General features: G+C 64.4%; 20 protein-coding genes. 4 read left to right on the top strand and 16 right to left on the bottom strand.

Annotated features, from left to right (window positions below):
* Window positions 1-68: 68 nt before the first annotated feature.
* The 3 genes from HMPREF0307_RS11375 (at window position 69) to HMPREF0307_RS11365 (ending at window position 2,299) form a co-directional block, all read left to right on the top strand.
* Window positions 69-920, top strand: coding sequence for a peptidylprolyl isomerase (locus HMPREF0307_RS11375; protein WP_066493074.1), 852 nt, complete (start codon window positions 69-71; stop codon window positions 918-920).
* A gap of 372 nt (window positions 921-1,292) precedes the next feature.
* Complete coding sequence (locus HMPREF0307_RS13200; RefSeq protein WP_066493073.1) at window positions 1,293-1,904, top strand: hypothetical protein; 612 nt, start codon at window positions 1,293-1,295, stop codon at window positions 1,902-1,904.
* 149 nt (window positions 1,905-2,053) lie between these two features.
* Entirely contained in the window at window positions 2,054-2,299 is a 246-nt protein-coding gene (locus HMPREF0307_RS11365) for a hypothetical protein (RefSeq protein ID WP_066493072.1), read from the top strand.
* 94 nt (window positions 2,300-2,393) lie between these two features.
* Here HMPREF0307_RS11365 and HMPREF0307_RS13600 read toward each other — a convergent pair whose 3' ends face one another.
* The 13 genes from HMPREF0307_RS13600 to HMPREF0307_RS11300 form a co-directional block, all read right to left on the bottom strand.
* The gene (locus HMPREF0307_RS13600; protein ID WP_369799448.1) at window positions 2,394-3,098 is read right to left on the bottom strand and encodes a DUF421 domain-containing protein; all 705 of its coding nucleotides are present in this window, start codon (window positions 3,096-3,098) and stop codon (window positions 2,394-2,396) included.
* A 103-nt stretch (window positions 3,099-3,201) separates the two neighbouring features.
* Window positions 3,202-5,301 carry a bifunctional metallophosphatase/5'-nucleotidase gene (locus HMPREF0307_RS11355; protein ID WP_066493070.1) on the bottom strand — a complete coding sequence of 700 codons (2,100 nt, stop codon included), beginning with the start codon at window positions 5,299-5,301 and terminating at the stop codon, window positions 3,202-3,204.
* Between the two features lie 223 nt (window positions 5,302-5,524).
* Window positions 5,525-7,822, bottom strand: a complete 2,298-nt coding sequence (locus HMPREF0307_RS11350; protein WP_066493067.1) for a RelA/SpoT family protein — start codon at window positions 7,820-7,822, stop codon at window positions 5,525-5,527.
* 84 nt (window positions 7,823-7,906) lie between these two features.
* Window positions 7,907-8,452, bottom strand: coding sequence for an adenine phosphoribosyltransferase (locus HMPREF0307_RS11345; protein WP_066493063.1), 546 nt, complete (start codon window positions 8,450-8,452; stop codon window positions 7,907-7,909).
* Between the two features lie 29 nt (window positions 8,453-8,481).
* Window positions 8,482-10,104: an ABC transporter substrate-binding protein gene (locus HMPREF0307_RS11340; RefSeq protein ID WP_231725178.1), complete on the bottom strand. Its 1,623-nt coding sequence runs from the start codon at window positions 10,102-10,104 to the stop codon at window positions 8,482-8,484.
* 54 nt (window positions 10,105-10,158) lie between these two features.
* Window positions 10,159-11,295: a protein translocase subunit SecF gene (gene secF / locus HMPREF0307_RS11335; protein ID WP_066493059.1), complete on the bottom strand. Its 1,137-nt coding sequence runs from the start codon at window positions 11,293-11,295 to the stop codon at window positions 10,159-10,161.
* A 3-nt stretch (window positions 11,296-11,298) separates the two neighbouring features.
* Window positions 11,299-13,152 (bottom strand): protein translocase subunit SecD, encoded by a 1,854-nt coding sequence (secD, locus tag HMPREF0307_RS11330; protein WP_066493057.1) that lies wholly within the window; start codon window positions 13,150-13,152, stop codon window positions 11,299-11,301.
* Window positions 13,153-13,415: 263 nt separating this feature from the next.
* Complete coding sequence (gene yajC, locus HMPREF0307_RS11325) at window positions 13,416-13,781, bottom strand: preprotein translocase subunit YajC (RefSeq protein WP_066493055.1); 366 nt, start codon at window positions 13,779-13,781, stop codon at window positions 13,416-13,418.
* A 184-nt stretch (window positions 13,782-13,965) separates the two neighbouring features.
* Window positions 13,966-15,078: a Holliday junction branch migration DNA helicase RuvB gene (gene ruvB, locus HMPREF0307_RS11320; protein WP_066493053.1), complete on the bottom strand. Its 1,113-nt coding sequence runs from the start codon at window positions 15,076-15,078 to the stop codon at window positions 13,966-13,968.
* Between the two features lie 19 nt (window positions 15,079-15,097).
* Complete coding sequence (ruvA, locus tag HMPREF0307_RS11315; RefSeq protein WP_066493051.1) at window positions 15,098-15,712, bottom strand: Holliday junction branch migration protein RuvA; 615 nt, start codon at window positions 15,710-15,712, stop codon at window positions 15,098-15,100.
* Window positions 15,713-15,721: 9 nt separating this feature from the next.
* Entirely contained in the window at window positions 15,722-16,285 is a 564-nt protein-coding gene (ruvC, locus tag HMPREF0307_RS11310) for a crossover junction endodeoxyribonuclease RuvC (RefSeq protein WP_066493289.1), read from the bottom strand.
* Window positions 16,286-16,380: 95 nt separating this feature from the next.
* Window positions 16,381-17,139, bottom strand: coding sequence for a YebC/PmpR family DNA-binding transcriptional regulator (locus HMPREF0307_RS11305; RefSeq protein WP_066493050.1), 759 nt, complete (start codon window positions 17,137-17,139; stop codon window positions 16,381-16,383).
* A 98-nt stretch (window positions 17,140-17,237) separates the two neighbouring features.
* Window positions 17,238-18,083 carry an acyl-CoA thioesterase gene (locus HMPREF0307_RS11300; protein ID WP_066493048.1) on the bottom strand — a complete coding sequence of 282 codons (846 nt, stop codon included), beginning with the start codon at window positions 18,081-18,083 and terminating at the stop codon, window positions 17,238-17,240.
* Between the two features lie 157 nt (window positions 18,084-18,240).
* Here HMPREF0307_RS11300 and HMPREF0307_RS11295 point away from each other — a divergent pair, with 157 nt between their 5' ends.
* The gene (locus HMPREF0307_RS11295; protein ID WP_070736149.1) at window positions 18,241-19,608 is read left to right on the top strand and encodes a glycosyltransferase 87 family protein; all 1,368 of its coding nucleotides are present in this window, start codon (window positions 18,241-18,243) and stop codon (window positions 19,606-19,608) included.
* A 15-nt stretch (window positions 19,609-19,623) separates the two neighbouring features.
* On the opposite strand, the gene HMPREF0307_RS11290 is transcribed toward HMPREF0307_RS11295, so the two are convergent.
* Genes HMPREF0307_RS11290 through HMPREF0307_RS11280 form a run of 3 tightly spaced genes read right to left on the bottom strand, consistent with a single transcriptional unit; the run spans window position 19,624 to window position 22,088 of the window.
* Window positions 19,624-20,091, bottom strand: a complete 468-nt coding sequence (locus tag HMPREF0307_RS11290; RefSeq protein WP_066493047.1) for a hypothetical protein — start codon at window positions 20,089-20,091, stop codon at window positions 19,624-19,626.
* Complete coding sequence (locus HMPREF0307_RS11285) at window positions 20,091-21,179, bottom strand: glycosyltransferase family 4 protein (protein ID WP_066493043.1); 1,089 nt, start codon at window positions 21,177-21,179, stop codon at window positions 20,091-20,093. The genes HMPREF0307_RS11290 and HMPREF0307_RS11285 overlap by 1 nt, the downstream gene beginning before the upstream one ends.
* Window positions 21,180-22,088 carry a phosphatidylinositol mannoside acyltransferase gene (locus tag HMPREF0307_RS11280; RefSeq protein ID WP_066493042.1) on the bottom strand — a complete coding sequence of 303 codons (909 nt, stop codon included), beginning with the start codon at window positions 22,086-22,088 and terminating at the stop codon, window positions 21,180-21,182. It lies immediately after the preceding gene.
* Window positions 22,089-22,101 lie beyond the last annotated feature (13 nt).

Below are 22,101 nucleotides of genomic sequence, written 5' to 3'. Positions count from 1 at the left end.
CCCACCGCACGCGGCGCGAACGGAGGCCCCGAAACGTGCCCGTTACCTACAGAAAGCGTAGAACTCCAGTGGCTGATAACTCCCAGCGCGGCGCAGAGGCGCTCAACCAGCTTGAGCGCGAGCTCAAGTCCCGCGACCGCAAAGAAAAGGCCCGCCCGCTCGGCGTCGTGCTCGCCTCCCTCCTCGCGATTCTCGCCATCGGCGGCGGCATTACGTACATGGCCACCCGCAGCAACGACGACGCAGCGTCGGTCGCCGAGTCCTCCCAAGACGCCACCACGACCGCCACCCCGGAGGCCGTTGCCCTTACCGGCAAGCGCGCCACGCCGCTGGCAAAGACCGTGGAGTGCACCTACAACGAGTCCCAGGGTTCCGACGACAACGGCGCCAAGGTCCCGGACGGCAAGGACATCTCCACCGAGGGCACCGCTAAGGTCACGTTCAAGACCAACCAGGGCGATATCCCCATGGAGCTCGATCGCGCGCTCGCACCGTGCACCGTCAACGCCATTACCTCCCTGGCCAAGCAGGGCTACTACGATGACTCGGTCTGCCACCGCATGACCTCGTCTGGCATTTTCGTCATCCAGTGTGGCGACCCCACCGGCACCGGCTCCGGCGGCCCGGGCTTCCAGTTCGCTAACGAGTACCCCACCGATGAGATCGAGGATCAGTCCTCCCCGGTGACCTACCCCAAGGGCTCGCTCGCCATGGCGAACAGCGGTCCGGACACCAACGGCTCGCAGTTCTTCATTAACTACGACGACTCGCCGCTGGCTCCGGCCTACACCTACTTCGGCACCGTGACTGACAAAGGCATGGAGACCGTGGACAAGATCGCCCGCCTCGGCATTCAGGACGGCGCCACCGATGGCGCCCCCGCCAAGGAAGTCAAGATCGAGTCCGTCTCGGTCGCCTAATACTGCTATCCCAGCCCGCCCTCACCGGGGCGGGCTTTCTTCGTTTTCCCTAGCTTTCCGATGCCCCCTTCACCCACCGTCGCACGCGCCGGCGTTCTGAAAGCCTCTCCTCCACTTAATATTCACCTCAAGCCAGCTGTGACGGTCGACATAAAATTACACCCGCGTCATTTAATTTCTGGCGACAAAACTTAAAACTCTCAGGCAAGCGCCCAGCTCATAGACCTAACAGGCGCATTCCACCCAACGTTCAAGCTCACAGGGAAATAACAGGTTGGGGTTGATCATCAAAAAGCGCTTGCAAAGCTATAACGACGCCGTTACTATCAGACGCGTCTGTAACACCGCGACTTCTTTTTAAGGATTCACAACATGAAGTTCTTCTCCCGCAAGGCGCTCATTGCCTCCGCTACCGCCGTTGCCGTTGCTTTCGGTGGCGCTTCCGTTGCCTCCGCTCAGGACAACCCTGGCACCGCTGCCCCCGCCGAGACCAACAACACCAACACCGCCGCCGATGCTGTCGAGACTGCGCAGAAGGCTGCTGCGGACGCTAAGGCCGCTGAGGAGACTGCCGCTAAGGCCGCCGAGGAAGCCAAGGCTGCTGAGAAGGGCAACGTCGCCAACGCCGATGCTGCTGTCAAGAAGGCTAAGGACGCCGTCGCCGCTGCCAAGACCGCTGTTGCCGCTGCCGAGAAGGCCGCTAAGGAGACCGAGGACAAGGCTGCTGACGTTTCCGTCACCAACGCCAAGGAGTCCCTGGCCAACGCTGAGAAGTCCCTCAAGGCCGCCAAGGCTTCCCTCGAGGCCGCACAGAAGGCCGCAAGCGACTCCAAGGACGAAGACGACAAGAAGGACGAGGGTTCCTCCATCAAGGACATGAAGCCGAAGGAAATCCGCGACTGGATCGCCGTCTTCACCGCTGTCATCGGTGCCCTGGGCACCCTGCTTGCATTCCTGGGCAAGTACTTCGACCTTCCGTTCTAAGAAGAAGTCAGAGCGCACCGCGCATTTTGTGACTGAAGAATAGATAGCCGCCCTCCGCCTTTTCTAGTTGCGAGGGCGGTTTCGTCTAAGCATTCCGTCTCACCTGTCTACTTATCCCCACCCCATCACCCTGAATCAAAGGAACTTCCATGCAGCACTCCATTCGTAAGACTCTCGTTGCTGGTGCGACCGCCATCGCCCTCACCTTCGCTGGCACTGGCTTCGCGGCCGCTGAGGACGACGTCACCGCTACCGAGTCTGGCTCGAGCGACAGCTTCTTCGCCAGCTCTTCCGACGATGACGAAGAGGTGAGCCCGGGCGAGATCCGCGACTGGATCTCCATCTTCACCTCCATCATCAAGGCGCTCGACAGCGCCATGTCTTTCGCTGCGTAGTCTCTACCTGCGAACGCACCAACGCCCCGGCGGCGACTCCTAGATTCTGGAGTCCACCGCCGGGGCGTTTCTCATGTGCTCCGACGAATCCGCGCTAGTTCGAATCCTTAGGGGGATTCGCCGGGTTGAGGTCGAGCGTCGGCGGATTCGCTGGTTGCTGAGCCGTGCCCCTGCTTTCAACCCGCGTCTCTCCCCCGCTGGATTCTTCAGCTGCGGCAGCTTCTGCTTCGCGTTGTTCGGCCTCGATCTGTTCACAAAGCTCCACGGCGCCGCGTGCGTCGGCGAGAATGGCGTTGTCGAGCGGTTGGCCCGATTTCACGATGGATATCTGGCCGGTAGGCTCAAGAACCATAGCCTGCACATCTTGGAAGCGTCCCAAGCCGGCCTTGCGTATGGCCGAGATGATGTCCGAATTACTGATGTGCGCAAACTGCATGTTCTCCACGTGCTTGCGGCCCTTGTACATGAGGAGGACAGGACGGCGGTCGATGAAACGCGACCAGCCCACGTAGCGACGCACGGTACCAAAGGCGGCCTCGAGCGCCATAAGGGTTGCCAGGCCGACAACGCCCGCGGCGAGCGTGGGTGGATTACCCACGATGACACGGCCTGAGACGGCACCGAACATAATGATGATGACGGCATCCGACGCGGACATGGACGTGAGCACTCGCGAACCGAAGAGTTTGACCAGAATCATAAAGGCCAAATAGATCCCCACGGTCGCGACAACAACGACGATGATGCGATGGGGTTCGATGCCGAGTTGGTACACGAGCTCATTGCCTAGAACTTTCACACCTTCGACCCTACTATCCGCAGCAACACGAAAGCGGGGCGCCCCTGCCGTTTCTGGTGGGAACGCCCCGCTGAGTGCGGTTGGCAGCGCTAGAACTTCAATGTTAGATCTTCAGCTGAGCGCGCAGCTGCGCGATGATGGAGCGCACCGGCTCCGGCAGCGCGTTGCCCGCCATGGCGAGCGCGCCAGCAACCGCGGCGATGACGGCCACGAGAGCCGCAATGCCGCCGCCGATGGAGGAACCGTCGGCGCTGGAATCCTTGTTGCTGGAGCCGTTATCGCTCGAACCCTTGTCGCTCGAACCCTTGTCGCTCGAGCCGTCGCCCTTGTCGTCGCCGCCGAAGTCGAACGGCAGCGCGACGTTGGTGCCCGCGTCGGTGGTGATCTTCAGCTCCTGCGCACCGGTGATGCCTTCCGGAACAGTGAGCTTGACGGAGGCGCGGCCGCGCTCGCCGTGCTGGGCGTCGCCTTCCAGCGCCGCGTTGTCGATGTCCGCGGTAACCTTTGCGTCGCCGAGCTGCACGGTGACGGTCTTCGCCATCGGCTCGCCCTCGGTCGAGTAGTTGAGGGAGGACAGGTTGACCGTGATCTCCTTGCCCGGGACAACCTCGCCGTCGATGTGGACACCCACGTCGGACTGGCCAGCGCGGACCTTGGCGTCGCCCGCCTTGATGTAGTCGATCATCGCCTGGGTATCCATGTAGCCCAGGTCAGTCACGTCCTTGATAGCTCCCTCGGCGAAGAAGCCGTCGCCACCGCCGATGAGGAACGTGGACAGCGCGATGGTGTAGTCCTTCTCAGCCTCAACCTGCTTGCCGTCGATGGTGACGGACTGGACGCGCATGCCTTGCTCCGCCGTCTGATTGTAGACAACCGAGACGTTGTCCGAGACACCCAGGGACAGGCGCGGGCGGGAATTGCCCGGCTGCCACTGGTTCTCAAAAGCCTGGATGAGGTCCTTGCCCGAAATCTTGCCGTACGCGACCGAGTTGCCGAAGGGCTGGACGGTGAAGACTTCCTCGTAGGTGGTCTCGCCCTTGTCGAGGTCTGCGCGCACGCCGCCGGCGTTCATGACACCCAAGTCGATGGTCTTGCCGGTGGCCTTGGCCACGGAGTCACGCTGTGCCTGCGCAATGAAGTTATTGAGGGTGGACTCGACGCCGCGGTTGGAGCCGGAACCCTTGCCCTCGTCAGAGCCGCGGAACATGGCCTGCTCGGTCGTGCCGACGACATCCTTGCCCAGCTCCTCGGCCTTGGTCTTTGCCTCGGCGACGATCTGCGCGATGGCCTCGTCCTCGGTCAGCTCCGCGGCAGCGGTGGCATCGTACTGGGTGAGCTTGATGTCAGTGATCTTGTCCGCATCGCGGTCGAAGGTGATGTCCACGTCGTTGAGCAGCTTGCCATACTCCCAGCCCTGTGCCCACTGCAGCGGCAGCGCGCCCTCGCGCTCCACGGTGCCTTGGGTCTTCAGGTGGGTGTCGCCACCGAAGAGAACGTCAACATCCTTGTTAAAGCCCTTGGCGTACTCTTGAGCGTCCTCGTGGAACAGCGCGATGACAACGTCAGCCTCGCCGGACTCCTTGAGGCGGGTAGCCTCCTTGTTGGTGGCCTCGACCGGGTCGCCAAACTCCACGCCCTCGATGAGCGACGGAGCAACCTTGTTCTCGGTGTTCTTCGTGACGGAGCCGACGAAGCCGACCTTGACGCCGTCGATCTCCTTGACCACGGAGGCATCGAGAAGCGGCTTGCCGTCCTTCGTGATGTTGGCGCCAAGGATCGGGAAGTCCGAGCTCGCGTCGATGCGGCCCATGAGGTCCTCGGTGCCCTTGTCGAACTCGTGGTTGCCGACTGCCGATGCCGCCACGCCCATGGCGTTGAGCGCGTCCATCGTGTACTCATCGCCGGAGATGGCGGAAATGTAGGCGGAGCCGCCGACGTTGTCACCGGAGGTGGTGAGCGCGTAGTTCTGGCCCTCGTTGACCTTCTTGATGAGCGACTGCAGCAGAGCGACGCCCATCTCGTCGCCCTCCTGTGCGCCTTCTTCGGTGTTGAGGCCATTGGCGATGTGGCCGTGCAGGTCCGTGATGTTGGAGACGGAGAAAGTCACGGAATCCTCGGCGAAGGCGGCGGGTGCGCCGGTGAGGACGGTAGCGGTGACGGTCGTGGCCGCGAGCAGCTGGCCAAAGCGACGGAAGTTGGTCATGGAAGCTCCAAAAGAGAAAAGAGGGATGATCACTACGACGGTTCTTTATAGCGCCAATTCCCACCGCGCGCAGCGCGAATCCCCACGAATGAACAGGAGCTTTACCCGACTGGCCCGCGAAATTCATCAAGGCTTCACCATGATGTCGCGCCGCGTTTCTTTACCGGCATGCGAAACGCCCCGCAGAAGAATCTGCGGGGCGAAGGGCGGCGGGGCGGCGCGGCTAGGCCGTGACGCGGTAGACGTCGAAGACGCCTTCCGTGTTGCGCAGCGAGGTCATGAGCTGACCCAGCTGCTTGATGTCGGAGACGGAGAATGTAAAGCGGATGGTCGCGATGTTGTCGTCGCCGCGGTTGGAGCTCATGTTGAGCACGTTGAGCTTCTGGTCGCTGAAGATCCGGGTGAGCTCGAAGAGCAGGCCTTGACGGTCGAGCGCCTCGAGCTGCACGGTGGCGGCAAAGGCGCCATCGGAAGGCGTGCTCGTCGCCCACTCCACGCGCATCATGCGCTCAGGCTCAGAGCGGAGCTTCTCGGCGTTCGTGCAGTCCGCGCGGTGGACGGACACGCCGCCGCCGCGGGTGACGAAGCCAAAGATTTCGTCACCGGGCACCGGCTGGCAGCACTTCGCGAGCTTCGCCATGACGTCCGGGTTGCCCTCCACGAGGACGCCCGTCGCCGAGTGCGAATCCGCGGTGTGTGCCTTGGCGGTGGCCTCGAGCTCGGACAGCGAGGTGCGCGACGCGAGGGCATCGACAGCGTCGTCCTGGTCGCCAAAGAGCGCCATGAGCTGGTTGGCGACATGCTGCGCGGAGACGTGGCCCGCGCCGATGGCAGTGTAGAGCGCGTCCACGTCGGTAAAGTGCAACTGCTGCACGACCTGCTTCATGGACTGCGCGGTAAACAGGCGGTGCATGGGCAGACCGCCGCGCTGGACCTCGGCGGCGAGCGCGTCACGGCCGGCCTCAAGGTGCTCCTCGCGGCGCTCCTTGGCGAACCACTGGCGCACCTTCGCCTTGGCGCGCGGCGAGACGAGGAACTCCTGCCAATCGCGGGACGGGCCGGCGTTCTCGTCCTTGGAGGTGAAGATCTCCACCTTGTCGCCAGATTTCAGGGTCGATTCGAGGGCGACGAGCTTGCCGTTGACCTTCGCGCCGATGCAGCGGTGGCCAACCTCCGTGTGGACGGCGTAGGCGAAGTCCACGGGCGTAGAGCCGGCGGGCAGGTTGACCACGTCACCCTTGGGCGTAAAGGCAAAGATCTGCTGGCTCGTGAGGTCATAGCGCAGCGAATCAAGGAACTCGTTGGGGTCCGCGGCTTCCTTCTGCCAGTCGAGAAGCTGGCGCATCCACGCCATCTGGTCGACTTCCTCGTTTGAGTGGCCGTTCTTGCCTTTCATCTCCTTGTAGCGCCAGTGCGCCGCTACGCCGAACTCCGCGTTGTAGTGCATCTCGTGCGTGCGGACCTGAACCTCGAGGGTCTGGCCGCCAGCAGCCATCACGGTGGTGTGCAGGGACTGATAGACGCCAAAGCGCGGCGAGGAGATGTAGTCTTTGAAGCGGCCCGGCAGCGCCGAGTACAAGGAGTGGACCACGCCGATACCCGCGTAACAGGAGTTCACGTCGTCCACGAGGATGCGGATGCCCACGAGGTCAAAGATCTCAGCGAACTCGTGTCCGCGGACGATCATCTTTTGGTAAATCGACCAGTAGTGCTTCGGGCGGCCCATGACCTCGGCGTCGATGCCATTTTCGCGTAGTGCGCGCGAGACTTCGTCGATGATTTCTTTCAGCGCCTTATCGCGCGAGGGCGCGCGGTCAGCGACCATGCGCACGATCTCGTCGTACTTCTTGGGGTACAAAATCGCGAAGGCGAGGTCCTCGAGTTCCCACTTCACGCTCGCCATGCCCAGGCGGTGCGCGAGCGGTGCGATGACGTCGAGCGTCTGGCGGGCCTTCTTCGCCTGCTTCTCCGGCGGAAGGAACCGCATCGTCCGCATGTTGTGGAGACGGTCGCAGACCTTGATGACGAGGACGCGCGGGTCCGTGGCCATGGCGACGACCATCTTGCGGATGGTCTCGGCCTCCGCCGCCGCGCCGAGGGCCACCTTGTCGAGCTTCGTCACCCCGTCGACCAGGCGCATGACCTCCGGACCAAAGTCGCGGGTTAAGTCATCAAGCGAGTAATCCGTATCTTCCACCGTGTCGTGGAGTAGGGCCGCGACGACGGTGGTGGTGTCCATGCCGATCTCCGCAGCAATGGTCGCCACGGCGAGCGGGTGTGTGATGTACGGGTCGCCCGACTTGCGGAACACGCCCTCGTGCAGGCGCTCGGCGGTCGTGTACGCACGGTTGAGCAGGGCCACGTCGGCGCGGGGGTGAAACTGCTTGTGGATGGACAGCAAGGGGTCAAGGACCGGGTTGACCTTGACGCGGCCACCGCCCGTGAGCGACCGCGCCAGGCGGGCCGACATGCTGCGCATGCCCGAGCCGGAGGAACGTTTGGTGCCGCGGTCGTTAGTCATATGCGCGCCCACTTTCTTGCTCGAAGGCTCCCCCACGCCGGGAATTAGGCCGCGGCACGGGGAACAGTGCTAGGACTTCTCAGTCTAGTCTGTGTTCCCCAACACAACGAGCGGGGGTCCCGCTAGGCGCTCACGCCCGCCCAATCCCTTCACTTCGATGATGACGACGTTGCCCACGACCTCGGCGCCGGCCTTCTCCAGGAGCAGCTTCGCGCCGTAGAGCGTGCCGCCGGTGGCGAGCACGTCGTCGACGAGGGCAATCTTCTTGCCCTTGAGCTCCGAGCTATCGGCGGGGATTTCCAGGGCCGCGTGGCCATACTCGAGCGAGTAATCCTGGTGCAGGACCGGCGGCGGAAGCTTGCCGGCCTTACGAATGGCGAGGATGCCCAGGCCCATTTTGTAGGCCACGGCCGAGCCCAGCAGGAAGCCGCGGGCATCGAGGCCGCCGATAAGCTCGGCGCCGAGCTCCTCGCAGGCCTCCGCGAGACCGTCGACGACCGTCCTAAAGGCCTCCGCGTCCGCGAGCACCGGCGTGAGGTCCTCGAAGAGCACGCCCTCGGCCGGGAAGTTAGGCACAAGGCGAATCTTGTCTTTGAGCGCCTCTGCGGCGCTGGCGTAAGTCTTGCTCATAACGTCTTTATATCCTAGAAACTAGTCAACTAACGGGTCGTCGAAGCCGCCGCAGGGGCGTTCCCTACGCGCCAACGGTCCATGTTCCAGCCTATGCCAGACGCGCCGGTATTCGGCAGCACTCCTTCCACGGACTGGTCGACGACGAAGGTGCGCGGCTGCGCGGCCACCGGAATGGCAGGCACGGAGTCCCACAGCGCAAGCTCGTCCTTCTTGAGCGCCTCGACCTCCCCGATGCGAGCATCAGCCGAGCTGTATTGGCTCAGCGGATCCACCGCGCCGAGGAAGGCATCGATGGTCGGAGCGCCGGTATCCGGGTCGAGCTCGAGGTAGGCCTTAGACATGAAGTCAGAGGAGGAATCCTCAATGGTGATGCCGGCCGGGGCGCAGGCGTCCTTGAGCGCCGCGACCATTGCGGCCAGGCGCTCATCCGGTCCCTGGTAACCCACGCGCACCGTCGTGCCAGAGGCTGCCGATGCCCCCTGTACATCCACCGCCGCGTGCGCGTCGCCAATGGACTTGAGTTGGGCCGCGATTGGGTCGCCGGCGCTCAAAGTGTGCAGGTAGACCGGCGGGACATCAACGCCGGAGACGCGGGAACTGGCCTTCGCCATGGCCGCAGCATCGACGCACTTGGCAAAGGCCTGGCGCATCGACTTATCAGCGAAGAGACCCTCCTCGGACAGCGTGAGCGTATCCGTGAGCGCGCCCACGTGGGACTCGACCTCGTAGGGGTTGTCGTCCATGCTGACGTCGAGCCACTCCGGCTTCGCCGACGGGGAGTCCGCGATACGCAGCGCGCCCGTGTCCTTGAGTGTGCGCGAGTCCGCGTTCGCCGGCCAAATGACGAGAGTGTCAAGCGCGGCCGGATCGCCGTAGTAGTTCTCGTTGCGCTTGAGGACGACCTCGCCCTCGGAGCCCACCTTATCGATGACAAACGGGCCGTAGGACACCTGCGTAGCAGGGTCGAATTTGGTGAGCATGAAGCCGAAACGCCACGCGTCCGCGATGGGTTCGACGGTGGTGGGATCCCAGGACTGAAGCGCCGTGACGAGTTCTTCCTGACTCATGCCCACCTGCTTGGCGATGACATGAGACGGCAGCACCGTACCCGGGCCAAAGAGGTGACGCCAGCGCCCTCCCTTGTCCTTCTTGAGCACGAGCGTGAAGTCCTTGGCGCCGGCAGCGCACTGCAGGTCCTCCACGTCGCTGGCCATGACCGGCATATCGGAGCCGAACGTTCCGGGCATGGAGCCTGCGGTATACGCCAGCAGGAAGTCCTCGCACGAGACCGGGATGTCATCCGAGTAGGTCGCCTTCTCGGAGATGGTGTAGCGAATCTGGCGCAGGCCGTCGGCTCGCTCCGGAAGCTCTTCCGTCTTCACCAAATCCGTGTTCGGGATGATCTGCCCTTCGGGCCCAGGCACGAAGGCCGCCGGATAGAGGCGCGAGGAAAGCACTTGCGCATTCGTCGCCGTGCCGAAAGCCGACGCGGCGTTGGTGGTCACCAAGCGCGAGGCGACCTGGTAACCAAAGTAGTCCGTGCTCACCGGCGCAGACGGCGCAGCGTTGTCTTCGGAGTCCCCTGCCCCACAGGCGACGAGGGTCGATGCGGTGGCGAGGGCGGCGAACGTTGCCAGAAGGCGTTTCACGGGGTGCTCCTTAGAAGAAGACGAGGCGGGCACTGACTCGGGCGCGCGGGACGCTTAGCGGCCCGGGCGCCACGTGGCGCCAGCGTGGCGTTCCGACGCCGGAGCGGACAACGCGTCCGGCTCGGCGGCGACGGGCGAAGCGACGGTGCGCGGGGCGGCATCGGCAAGCTCGGGGTCTGCGTCCTCACCATGCCGAGCGCGGAACGCCGCGACCTCCGCATTGTGGGCCTTGATGTCCTTGGTGCGATTGGCAATGGACACGAGCAGCGGGGTGGCGAGGAACAGCGAGGAGAAGATGCCCTCGATGACGCCGATGAGCTGAATGAGCGCGAGGTCGCGGAGAGTACCAATGCCGAGGAGCCAGACGGCGACGACGAGCAACGCGATGATCGGCAGGGCCGAGATGACCGAAGTCGAAATCGAACGCATGAGAGTCTGGTTGACGGCGAGGTTGGCCTGCTCCGCGTAGTTGTGCTTGCGCTGGCCTGTGATGCCCTCGGTGTTCTCGTTGACCTTGTCAAAGACGATGACGGAGTCGTAGAGAGAGAACGTGAGGACGGTGAGCAGACCGATGATGACGGCCGGCGAGACCTCGAAGCCAAAGAGCGCGTAGATGCCGGCGATGATGACGGCGTCGACGATGAGCGCGAAGATGGCGGCAAACGCCATGGAGCGCTGCAGGCGGACGGCGACGTAGACCGTAGCGACCGCAAGGAAGACGATCATGGCGAGCAGCATGCGCTGGGTAATGGAGGAACCCCACGACTCGGACACGGTGGAGACACCAATGGCGTCCGGGGTGGCCTTACCCGACTGGTCGACGGGCTGGTACTTGTCGTAGATGGCCTGGCGAGCCGCGTCCGTCTGTTCCTGGCTCAGGCGCTCGGAGGTGACCTCCAAGGTGGCCGAGTCGCCGGAGCCAACGACCTGAGCAATCTCCGGGGTAACTCCCGTGGCTTCCTCGAAGGTGTCAGCGACGTCCGTCGCGACGAGGTCAGCGGCCGGCATGTTGACCGTGGTGCCGCCCTCGAAGTCGATGGAGAGGTTGAAGCCGCGCAGCAGCATAGCCAGGAAGGACACGATGACAAGGCCGACGGTGATGCCGTACCAGAGCTTGGAGCGGCCAATGACGTTGAAGCCGCTGCCTTCGGTGTAGAGGCGGTCGAAGCGGGAAATCTTCTTGCTTGCCATGATTTAGTTCTCCTTCTCCGCGGTGTCCGGGGTGGCCGGGTTCTTCGCGGCGGGGGTGACGGCCGTCTCGGTCGAGGCGGACTTCTTGGCCGGCTTGGCGTAGAAGCCCTGCTCGCGACGCTCCTCGACGAGGTTGAAAATGCCGCCCAGGCCGTTGAGCGCAGGCTTAGCCCACGCGGGCTTGGAAGCGATGAGCTGCATGAGCGGCGCCATGACGAGGAAGGACACAACCAGGTCGAAGGCCGTGGTGAGGCCCATGGTGAACGCGAAGCCCTTGACCTCGCCGATGGCGAGGAGGTAGACGACGACGGCGCCGATGAGGGTGACGGCGTTACCAGTCACGATGGTGGCGCGGGAGCGCTCCCATGCCGTATGAACCGCCGAGCGGAACGTGCGGCCTTCGAGCAACTCATCCTTGATGCGCTCGTAGTAAACGACGAAGGAGTCCGCCGTCGCGCCGATGCCGATGATAAGACCAGCGATACCGGACAGGTCGAGCGAGTAGCCAATCCAACGGCCCAGCAGCACGAGGGTGCCGAAGGTAAGGAAGGCCGAGGCGATCAGCGTGAGGATCGAGAAGACCGACAGCGCACGCATGTAGAACACCGAGTAGATGAGGATGAGGATAAGACCCACGATGCCGGCGATAAGACCAGCCTCCAGCGCGGCCTTACCCAGGGACGGCGGGACGATTTCGGTCGTGCCACCCGGCTCGCCGTTCTCACCGACGAAGGACAGCGGCAGCGCACCGTACTTCAGGTTATTAGCCAGCGACTGTGCCTCGTCCTGAGTGAAACTACCGGTAATCGACGTCGAAGAGCCGTACGGCGTCTGGCCTTGAATGACCGGGGCAGAGATAACAGCCGAGTCGAGCGTGATGGCGATCTGCTGCTGCAGACGTTCCTGCGTGAGGTCCGCCCACGTCTGGGAACCGCTCGGGCCGTCGCCCGTCTTGAAGGCGAAGGAGATTTCCATCTGGCCGGTCTGCGGGTTAAGGCCGCCGTTGATCGGCTTATCGGTGTCGATCTCGTTACCGGTAAGACGCGTGCCGTTTTCGTCCGAGATGCCGTTGAGCAGCGGGGCTTCCTCGAGCAGCAGCGGCTGACCCGTCGTCGAGTCACAGGACGCGAGCGGCTTGGACGGATCATCCGCACCGGCCAGCGGGTCGATGGCACCCGGGGTGCACTGCAGCAGCGTCGAGGCCGCCGAGAGCGTGGTGACGTCCTCGGACTGGCGGTCCTTGAGCAGCATCGCGGTCACTTCGTCGCGGCGCTTGGCCTCCTCGATCGAGTTAGACGGCTCCGGCAGCGGCTTCTCAGTGACCTTCTCCGCCTCTGCCTGGGCGCCCGCCTGGGTAAGCGTCTGCGACAGCTGCGTGAGGCGCGCGTTGGCCTCGTCTGCAGTGAGCACGCCGTACTTCACCCAGCGGTTGGCCATATCGCCAGCGACCTTGCTGATCTTCGAGGTATCCGGCATGGGCTGCGCCATGACCGGGCGGAAGAGCAGCTTGGAGGTTTGGCCCACGGCCTGCGCCTGCGCCGTGTCCTCACCCGGGACGGTAATAACGAGCGTGTTGCCGTTTGTCACGACCTCGGCACCGGACACGCCCTGGCCGTTTACACGCTGCTCCAGAATGGTGCGCGCCTGGGCCAGCTGCTCGGACGTCGGCTCCGCGCCCTGGGGCACGAGGGTGACGCGGGTGCCGCCCTGCAGATCGATACCGAGCTTCGGTGTCGGCGACTTGCTGCCGGTGAAGAAAACCAGGGCGTAGACGACAGCGATGATAAGTACGAAGAGGGCGAGCGCCTTCTTCGGCCATGATCTGCTGCCGCTACCCACGCGAGACTTGCTGCTCAAGGCATGTACTCCTCTGGGGACGTTGAAATAAAAGGGTCAAAATAATCACTGCGGCGCGAAGGTGACACACCTAGGCCGCAGACACGATCCACAATCGTACCTCCTTGCACCTCCAATTCCTTAACGCGCCCCAAGAAAACGCGCGCGTGTGTGACAAGTCCAACCCTGTCCCACACGCGCGTCGGTTCACGCTCCCCGATTGAGTTCTCTCACATCGCGAAAGGCACCGCCCACACGGACGGCGCCATCTCTCTTGCCTTCGGCTAGCGCTGCGCGCCACCTTGAGCGTCACCCTGTGCATCGTGGCCGTCCTCGTTAAGCGGCGGGTAGTCCTCGCTCGCCGTGGTATCGGCAGCCGGCGTACTGACTGCAGCATCAGACTCCGGACGGATAACCGCGGTGCGTTCCACCGTGGCGGTAACACCCGGCGCAATCTCCACGTCGAGCTCGGTCTCGCGCACCGCAACGACGGTCGCGTGGAAGCCGCCCGCAGTCACCACGCGCGCGCCCGGCGTGAGAGAGGCCTGGAAGGACTCGACCGTCTTACGCGCCGCGCTCTGTTTGCGCATCATAAGAATGTAGGGAACGAAGAGGACAAGCAGAAGGACGATAAGCAAAAGGAAATCCATGGCACCCAGTCTGCCATGCCGCTTCCCTGCCCGTCTGCAGCCTGGCGGGGCGTTCGCTCACAGCGTGCGGGGACGAGCGCGCCGTTCCTTAAAACCGATGACGCACCCACGCCGTGCCACTTGCCAAAAATGGTGAAGATTCCGCGCGGAAGGAACGCATTGTTGGCACTCTCGGAGCAAGAAGCTAGAAGAGCGTCGCGCCGATGGTGCCCTCGGGCGGCTCGAGGCCGAGGTGCTGCCAGGCGGCGGCGGTGGCGACGCGGCCGCGGCCGGTGCGGGCGACCATGCCGGCGCGCACGAGGTAGGGCTCGCAGACTTCCTCGACGGTGGAGGGCTCCTCGCCCACCGCGACGGCGAGGGTGGACACGCCCACGGGGCCACCGCCGTGGCCGACGATAAGCGCGCGAAGAACGGCGCGGTCGAGACGGTCGAGACCCATCTCGTCGACGTCGAATACCTCGAGCGCGCCTTGGGCCGCGGCGAGATCGATGTGGCCGTCACCATTAACCTCAGCAAAGTCCCGGACACGACGAAGCAAGCGGTTGGCGATACGCGGTGTGCCGCGGGAACGGGAACCGATTTCTACGGCGGCATCAGGGTCGATCTTCACGCCGAGGATGTGCGCCGCGCGGGTGATGACACGCGTGAGGTCTTCCGTGTCGTAGTACTCCATCTGCGCGGTGAAACCGAAGCGATCGCGCAGAGGGCCGGTGAGCATGCCCGCGCGGGTGGTCGCGCCCACAAGCGTAAACGGCGGGATCTCGAGCGGGATGGAGGTAGCACCGGGGCCCTTGCCCACGATGACGTCAATACGGAAATCTTCCATCGCCATGTAGAGCATTTCCTCGGCGGGGCGGGCGATGCGGTGGATCTCGTCGATGAAGAGGACGTCGCCTTCCATCAAGTTGGAGAGCATCGCCGCGAGGTCGCCAGCGCGTTCGAGGGCCGGGCCCGAGGTCATGCGCAGCGACGTCCCGAGTTCCTGGGCGATGATCATCGCCATCGTCGTTTTACCCAAGCCCGGAGGCCCGGAGAGCAGGACGTGGTCCGGGGTCACGCCGCGCTGCTTGGCGCCAGTGAGCACGAGGGCGAGCTGCTCGCGGACCTTGGGCTGGCCGATAAACTCGTCGAGCGACTTGGGGCGCAAGGAACGCTCGATGTCGTGCTCGCCGGGCTGCTCGAAGGCGTCGACGTCCGCGTTGCGGTTCGTCGCGGGAATACCGGCCGCCGAGGCCGCCGCGGCCTGGGCCGCGAGATCATCCGGAAGCTTGAATTCGGTGCGCTCTACATCGCTCATGGTCTTTTATCCTAACGAGTTACTTGGCGCGGCCCAGCTGCGCGAGAGCGGCGCGCAGGACAGCGGAGGTCGCAGCAGTGGGCTCGGCGGCGACGACGGCGTCGACAACAGGGCGCGCCGCCTTGTCTGTGAAGCCCAGGCCGATGAGGGCCTCGGTGACTTCGTCGACCGTGGCGGTGGCCGAGGCGGGTGCCGTGGGCGCCGAGGTTCCGGCGTCGGGTACGGCAGAAGTAAAGGCAGACACCTTGTCCTTGAGCTCCAGGGCCATGCGTTCGGCCATGCGCTTGCCCACGCCGGGGATGGACTGGAGGCGCTTGGTGTCCCCGCCCGAGATTGCTGCGGCGAGGTCGCCCGCGCCCATGACGGACAGCGCCGCCATGGCGAGCTTGGCGCCCATGCCGGAGACGGTCTGCAGCGTGTGGAACATGTCACGGTCTGCAAAATCACTAAACCCGTAGAGGGTCATGGAGTCTTCCTTGACCACCAGCGAAGTCAGCACTCGGGTCTCCTCGCCGCGGCGCAGCATGGACAGCGTGGTGGGCGTGGCGAGCACGCTGTAGCCCACGCCCGCGCATTCAATGACGGCGTGGTCGAGTGCGATATCAATGACCTCGCCGTGCAGGGAAGCAATCATGGAATCCTCCTAGAGATGAGACGTACGGGTGCGTGAGGCGTTCGTGCCGCCAGTGGTGCCAGGCGCGACGCCGGAGCCTGTGCCGAGTGCCTGGGCTTGGCGGGCGAGCAACGGGGCGCGCCAGGCGTGACAGACGGCCAACGCGAGGGCATCGGCGGCATCGGCAGGCTTAGGCGGAGCTGTCAGGCCGAGGATACGGGTAATCATGGCCGTCATCTGCTTCTTGTCCGCGCGGCCGTTTCCGGAGATAGCCTTCTTGACCTCGGACGGAGTGTACATGTAGACGGGGATGTCGCGCTCCGCCGCGGCGAGGACGAGCACACCCACGGCGTGGGCCGTGTGCATGACTGTGGAGACCTCACCACGCTCAAACACGCGCTCGATGGCGACGACGTCCGGCGTGTAGTCATCCATCCATTCGCGCACCGCCTGCGACAGGCGCAGGAGACGCTCCCCCAGCTCCGCACCCGACGGCGTGCGGGCCACGCCCACGGCAACGGGAAAGACTTGGCGGCCGCGGCCCGTTTGGACCACGGACAAGCCACACCGGGTAAGCCCCGGGTCGATGCCCATGACGCGCACGCGCCACCTCCTTTTGCTACATACGTTCTATAAATTAGCACAAAAAAGAGGCGCCGCGCGGGCGCCCCTTGACACGCTACGAAAGCTTAGTCTTCAGCCTCGAGCTCAGCGAGGACCTCGTCCGAGAGATCCATGTTGGTGTAGACGTTCTGCACGTCATCCGACTCCTCGAGGGCGTCGATGAGGCGGAAGATCTTCTTCGCGTCGTTGGCCTGCAGCGGCACGTCGACGGAAGCACGGAAATCGTTATCCGTGTCGTCGACCTCAATGCCAGCCTCGGTGAGCGCGTCCTTGACGGCCGGGATATCGCCCGGGGCGCAGACAACCTCAAAGCGCTCGCGCAAGTCGTTGACCTCTTCGGCACCAGCGTCGAGCACGGCCATGAGGACGTCATCCTCGGTCAGCTCGCCCTTGGCCACGAAGACCAGGCCGGTGCGGGAGAACATGTAGGACACGGAACCGGACTCACCCAGGTTGCCGCCGTTCTTGGACATCGCGGTGCGCACGTCCGTGGCCGCACGGTTGCGGTTATCGGTAAGGCACTCGATGAGCATGGCCACGCCGTTAGGGCCGTAGCCCTCGTACATGATGGTCTCCCAGTCTGCGCCACCGGCCTCTTCGCCGGAGCCGCGCTTGCGGGCACGCTCGATATTGTCGTTCGGGACGGAGGCCTTCTTGGCCTTCTTGATCATGTCGTCGAGGGTCGGGTTCGCCGCCGGATCGCCACCACCAGTCCGAGCCGCAACCTCGATGTTCTTGATCAGCTTGGCAAATTCCTTGCCGCGCTTGGCGTCGTTGGCTGCCTTCTTGTGCTTCGTGGTAGCCCATTTGGAGTGGCCGGACATGGTCCATCCCCTTTCGGATTGGCGAATTTTTCTCGGTTGCCCATTATACGGATTTACGCCTGGGCCGTTTTTAAAGACCCTCCCTTAACGTGCAGGGTTTAAGCCCAGTGTTGCTCAGGGGTCGCGCGCGTGAGTCCTTCCTGGGACGTCGCTGCGACGAGCTCGCCGTGGTGGTTGTAAATGAGGCCGCGCGCGAGCCCCGTGCCATTTTCCGCCGATGGCGAATCCAAATGGTAAAGCAGCCAGTCAGTCACGCGCAGCGGACGGAAGAACCACACCACGTGATCGAGGCTGGCCATCTGCACGCGCGCGCCGGAGTGCGGGATGAGCGTCGCGCGCAGAAGCAGCATGTCCGTCATATACGTCAGCGCCGCCTGGTGGAACGCGTCATCGTCCGGCAGGTCCGCCGCTGTGTTGCGCAGCCACGCGTCACCAAAGCCACGACCAGTGGGCGACGGAATATCCATGTCCCGGTCCGGAACGACGCGGATGTCCCACTCCGCCCAGTCACCGAGCACCACGCGTGCCGATGCCGCGTGCGCCGGGGCCGGCTCGAGGGTCTCCGCGTCCGGAACCCTCGGCATGGGCGCGGCATGGCTGGGGCCCAAGTCACCGGAGCGGTGAAAGCTTGCGATCATGACGTTCTTGAGGTCGCCGTCCTGGTAGGCACGCGTCTCACGCACACAAAACGAGCGGCCGTCGCGAAGCTTTTCCACCCGCAGCTCCAGTGGCTTTGTGGAGTCAGACGGCGCCACGAAGTAGCAGTGCAGCGAGTGGACGAGTTTGTCCTCTACGGTGTGTTGCGCCGCGCGCAGGGCCTGCCCGGCGACCTGACCGCCAAACGTCCGCGTGATGTTCGAAGGCACCGCGGGACCCAGGAATTGCGTCGCCGCGTGGAGCGGGTCCGTCGCGCGCAAGGCGAGCACATCCGCGATTCTTTGCATGGTGATCTCCTCCGTGGTCCGCTGACATTAGAGCACGTCGCTAACGCCCGTTCATGGCGCCCGGGTGACCCCGGGCCAACGGTGCAAGTATAGGACCGATCTCACTTGCTATTGTTCTAGGGGTTACGTCTACCCTCGCCGCGTGAAAGTTGCCCGCATGTTGTCTCGTCTCCTCCGTTCCGTCCCCGCCGTGTGGGTCGGCTGGGTCGTCGCCCGGTTGCTCTCCGTCTGGTTTATCAAGCTCGAAGACAATCCGCTGGGCGACGTGTACTACTACCACTTTGGCATCTACGGGGATGACCCCACGGCCATGACGGAATATCCGTGGCTCGGACAGCTGCCTTCGGCACTGCTTGCCCGCCTCGTCGGACCCGACTTCCACGTCTATTGGATCGCCTTCCCCATTATGATCCTCGTCCTCGACGCGGCGTTTATGGCGCTCGTGCTGCGTCGCCATCCTGAGACGAAGGCTGCCATCGATGCCGCGTGGCTCTGGGTCTTCTTCGGCACGGCCGCCGGCCAGGTCTTCCTGCTGCGTCTCGACCTCTTCCCCGCCCTCGTCGTCGCGGCCGCGGGATACTTCCTCTTCAAGCACCCGGCTCTGTCCGGCGCGATGGTGGCTATCGCCACCGCCATGAAGCTGTGGCCGGGCGTGCTCGCCGCGGGCATCGTGGGCCGGGCCACCCGTGGGCGCACGTGGTCCGCACTTGCAGCCTTCGTGGGCACCGGCGCCGCCGTCGTCGCCGCGACCATCGCCTTCGCGGGCGTGGACCGGCTCACTTCGCCGCTTGATTACCAAGAGGTCCGCGGCCTCCAGATCGAGTCCGTCGCCGCCACTCCGTTCGTCTACCGCAACTTCTTCGACCTGGGCACATGGAAGCTTGCCTATGCCCCCTCCAAGAGCTTCGAAATCACCGGCCCCGGCGTTGAGACGGCCACCCAGATCACCACGTTCGCCATGGCTGCCGTCGTCCTTTTCGGCTTGGGCTGGGCCCTCTATCGTTTTATCCGTGGCGGCTGGACCCCGGAGAGCACCCTCGTCTTCTTCGTCCTCATGGTCCTTCTGCTCATCGTGACGAACAAGGTCTTTTCCACACAGTACATCACGTGGCTTGGGCCCCTCCTCGTGGTCGCCTTGGCGCGCGGCGGCTGGCCCACCGCGCAGCGCACGCTGCTGTGGACGCTCGCCCTCTTCGCCGTCGTCTGCGCCGGCCTGGGCACCTTCGTCTACCCGTTCAACTACGAGGCCATCTACTCCCCCGATGGCACGCAGTTTCTGCCCATCGCCGCCCTTGCACTGCGCAACGTCCTCGTCGTGCTCATGGCACTAGTCGCCGCGGTGTGGTTCGTTCTTGCCTGCCGGAATCCGCGCAGCGGCGCGATGAGCGCCGGGCCAGCGGCCGGTACGCCGGGCGTCACGTCCACAGCCGCTGCGCCGAGCAGCAATCCCGCGGCGGAAGCAGACCCCCAGCGCGAACAGCCTGCGCAGAGCCACCCACACTCTGCGCCCTCCCCGAAGCTATAACGTCACCGCGCCTTACTACTGCGCCTCCGGCAGGCCGACGAATTCAAAGAACTCCGGCAGGCGCGCCGTGCCGCCCAGGCGCAGGCCACGCACGAGCGGCCGCAGACGCAACGCGCGGGTATCGGACACCGCTTCGTTATAAAAACGGTGCGCGAGCTGCACCCGGGTCTCGGCCTCGACGAGCTCAGCTGGCCGTTGCGGGAACGCACGCGCAATGTCGGCCGTGAGTTCGCGCTCGCACACGCTTCGCTGTTCAAAGGCGCCGTCCGTAAGCGTGGCGGACTCCGCGGCGCGGGCCGCCTCGCGCAGCGAGGGTTCGAGAGCCGCCGCCACCGCAGCCCGGCGGTCTAGCGCCGCCTCGAGCTGCGCGAGCGAAGAGTCGATACGTATGTGCAGGCGATTGAGCCGCTGCGCCGTAAAATACGCCCAGGCAAGGATAACCGCGACGATAATCGCGACGACGGCAACGATCACATAATCCATTACGCCCTCACCTTCGATCCGTCCTGGACCGTCTCGTAGACCTGCAGCACCTGCGTGGCCACGTTGTCCCAGTCATATATCGCAGCCCGTGCACATCCGGCGTCGCGTAGCCGAGCGCGCTCCTCCGGCGAGTCAGTGAGCTCACGCAGGGCAAGCGCGAGGTCCGCGGCGTCGCCGGTCCGGAAGAGTCGGCCCGCGGGCTGTTCCGAGTCCGCGTCACACACGGCCGCGAAAGCTTCAAGGTCGCTGGCGACGACGGCCGCGCCGGCCGCCATGGCCTCGACGAGCACAATGCCAAAAGATTCCCCGCCCAGGTTCGGCGCGGCATAAATATCCGCGCGACCGAGAATCTCGGCCTTCTCCGCGTCCGACACTCGGCCCACGAAGTCCACACCCTCCACGGAGCGCGGGCTGCCGCCGCCCATGACGGTCACGCGGACGTCGCGCTCCAGAACCTCCAGGGCCTTGAGCAGGACGTCGAGCCCCTTGCGCGGCTCGTCGAGGCGGCCCAAGAATACAATCTCCACGGGGCCCTCAGTGGAAGGCTCGCGCGCGGCCGCCGCGTAGACGGAGGTATCCACGCCGTTCGGAATAAGCACGGGATCGCCGCCCAGCTGTTCCACCTGCCAGCGCCGCGCCATCTCAGAGACCGCTATCCCGCCGCGGACCTTTTCCAGCATGGGCATGAGGAAGGGCTTAGCCATGGTGAGCAGCCGCGAACTTGCCGCCGAGGCGTGATACGTCGCCACGATGGGCCCCTGCGCAATGCGCAGCGCCACCATCGAGAACGACGGGCTATTGGGTTCGTGGATGTGGAGGATATCGAAGTTGCCCTCGCGGATAAACCGACGCGTCGTCCGCACAACCTGCGGTCCAATGGACAATCGCGCCACGGAGCCGTTGTAGTTGATGGGAATCGAGCCTCCGCCCTTGACCACGAAGTCCGGCAGCGAGGTTTCCGGCGCCGCGGGGCCCAGCACCTGGACCTCGTGGCCGCGCTCAATGAGTACCGTCGCCAAGTCAATGATGTGCGCCTGCACGCCGCCGGGCTCATCGAAAGAATAAGGGCAGACAAAGCCAATTTTCATTCATTGTCCTTTCGCGCGGCGCGTGCGACGCGCCTCTACGTCGACGTTCCACTCCGGCTGCAGCATATGCCAATCCGCCGGGTGCGCCTTGATGTTCTCCGCAAAGCCATCGGCGAGGCGCTGAGTGGTCTCCTCCACCGTCGTCACCTTGACCGGCTCGGAGACCCTCAGGCCCCAGCCGTCGCCCTCGAACCAGGAGTGCACGACGTGCAGTGCCGCGCCCGTCTCCCGCGCGAGGACCGCCGGGCCCGCCGCGAAGTTAGCCTCCTCGCCAAAGAAATTCACGGTCACGCCGGTACGCGTGAGGTCCCGCTCGGCGAGCAGGCACACGACGCCTCCTTGCTCGAGCACAGACTTAAGGTGCGCCATGGGGTGCTCCCCGCCCGTGAGCGGCAACACCTCGAAGCCCAGGGACTCGCGGAAATCCACGAAGGCGTTGAAGAGGACTTCAGGCTTGACCCGCTCGGCCACCGTCGTAAACGATCGGCCGCGCCCGATAAGCGTCACGCCAGCCATGTCCCAGTTGCCCGAGTGCGGCAGCGCCAGGATGACGCCGCGCCCTGTGCTTTCCGATGCCGCGAAATGCTCAAAACCCTGCAGCCCCGCGTTCAGCTTCGCTAGAAGATGCGGATCCTCATGCAAAGCCTGCAGGCGGAACGCCTCTTTCCAGTAGCGCATGTAGGAGCGTATCGAATCGCGCACCAGCTCGCGCGTGACGTTCTCCGGGCCCACGACACGCGCCAGGTTGCGGCGGAGCATCTCCATGCCCCGGCCGTTGTCCGAGGCATAATCGGCCCCGCGCTCGAAGATCCACGAGGCCACGGAGTCCGGTAAATAGCGGACAAGCCGCCAGCCGGCGAGGTAACCGGCGGCGGCAAGGTGTTCGGTCAGGAGAGCAGGCTTGCTCATGCGTGTCCGGCCT

Source organism: Corynebacterium sp. DNF00584, from assembly GCF_001552965.1.
GTDB classification, from domain to species: domain Bacteria; phylum Actinomycetota; class Actinomycetes; order Mycobacteriales; family Mycobacteriaceae; genus Corynebacterium; species Corynebacterium phoceense.
This window is presented reverse-complemented; position numbering and strand designations above follow the sequence as displayed.

Bases quoted from the DNA above. Each gene is read 5' to 3' on its own strand.
- HMPREF0307_RS13200 (WP_066493073.1), top strand. From the start codon at position 1,293: ATGAAGTTCTTCTCCCGCAAGGCGCTCATTGCCTCCGCTACCGCCGTT.
- HMPREF0307_RS11365 (WP_066493072.1), top strand. From the start codon at position 2,054: ATGCAGCACTCCATTCGTAAGACTCTCGTTGCTGGTGCGACCGCCATC.
- HMPREF0307_RS11355 (WP_066493070.1), bottom strand. From the start codon at position 5,301: ATGACCAACTTCCGTCGCTTTGGCCAGCTGCTCGCGGCCACGACCGTC.
- HMPREF0307_RS11350 (WP_066493067.1), bottom strand. From the start codon at position 7,822: ATGACTAACGACCGCGGCACCAAACGTTCCTCCGGCTCGGGCATGCGC.
- HMPREF0307_RS11345 (WP_066493063.1), bottom strand. From the start codon at position 8,452: ATGAGCAAGACTTACGCCAGCGCCGCAGAGGCGCTCAAAGACAAGATT.
- secF (WP_066493059.1), bottom strand. From the start codon at position 11,295: ATGGCAAGCAAGAAGATTTCCCGCTTCGACCGCCTCTACACCGAAGGC.
- yajC (WP_066493055.1), bottom strand. From the start codon at position 13,781: ATGGATTTCCTTTTGCTTATCGTCCTTCTGCTTGTCCTCTTCGTTCCC.
- ruvB (WP_066493053.1), bottom strand. From the start codon at position 15,078: ATGAGCGATGTAGAGCGCACCGAATTCAAGCTTCCGGATGATCTCGCG.
- ruvA (WP_066493051.1), bottom strand. From the start codon at position 15,712: ATGATTGCTTCCCTGCACGGCGAGGTCATTGATATCGCACTCGACCAC.
- ruvC (WP_066493289.1), bottom strand. From the start codon at position 16,285: ATGGGCATCGACCCGGGGCTTACCCGGTGTGGCTTGTCCGTGGTCCAA.
- HMPREF0307_RS11305 (WP_066493050.1), bottom strand. From the start codon at position 17,139: ATGTCCGGCCACTCCAAATGGGCTACCACGAAGCACAAGAAGGCAGCC.
- HMPREF0307_RS11300 (WP_066493048.1), bottom strand. From the start codon at position 18,083: ATGCAAAGAATCGCGGATGTGCTCGCCTTGCGCGCGACGGACCCGCTC.
- HMPREF0307_RS11295 (WP_070736149.1), top strand. From the start codon at position 18,241: ATGTTGTCTCGTCTCCTCCGTTCCGTCCCCGCCGTGTGGGTCGGCTGG.
- HMPREF0307_RS11290 (WP_066493047.1), bottom strand. From the start codon at position 20,091: ATGGATTATGTGATCGTTGCCGTCGTCGCGATTATCGTCGCGGTTATC.
- HMPREF0307_RS11285 (WP_066493043.1), bottom strand. From the start codon at position 21,179: ATGAAAATTGGCTTTGTCTGCCCTTATTCTTTCGATGAGCCCGGCGGC.
- HMPREF0307_RS11280 (WP_066493042.1), bottom strand. From the start codon at position 22,088: ATGAGCAAGCCTGCTCTCCTGACCGAACACCTTGCCGCCGCCGGTTAC.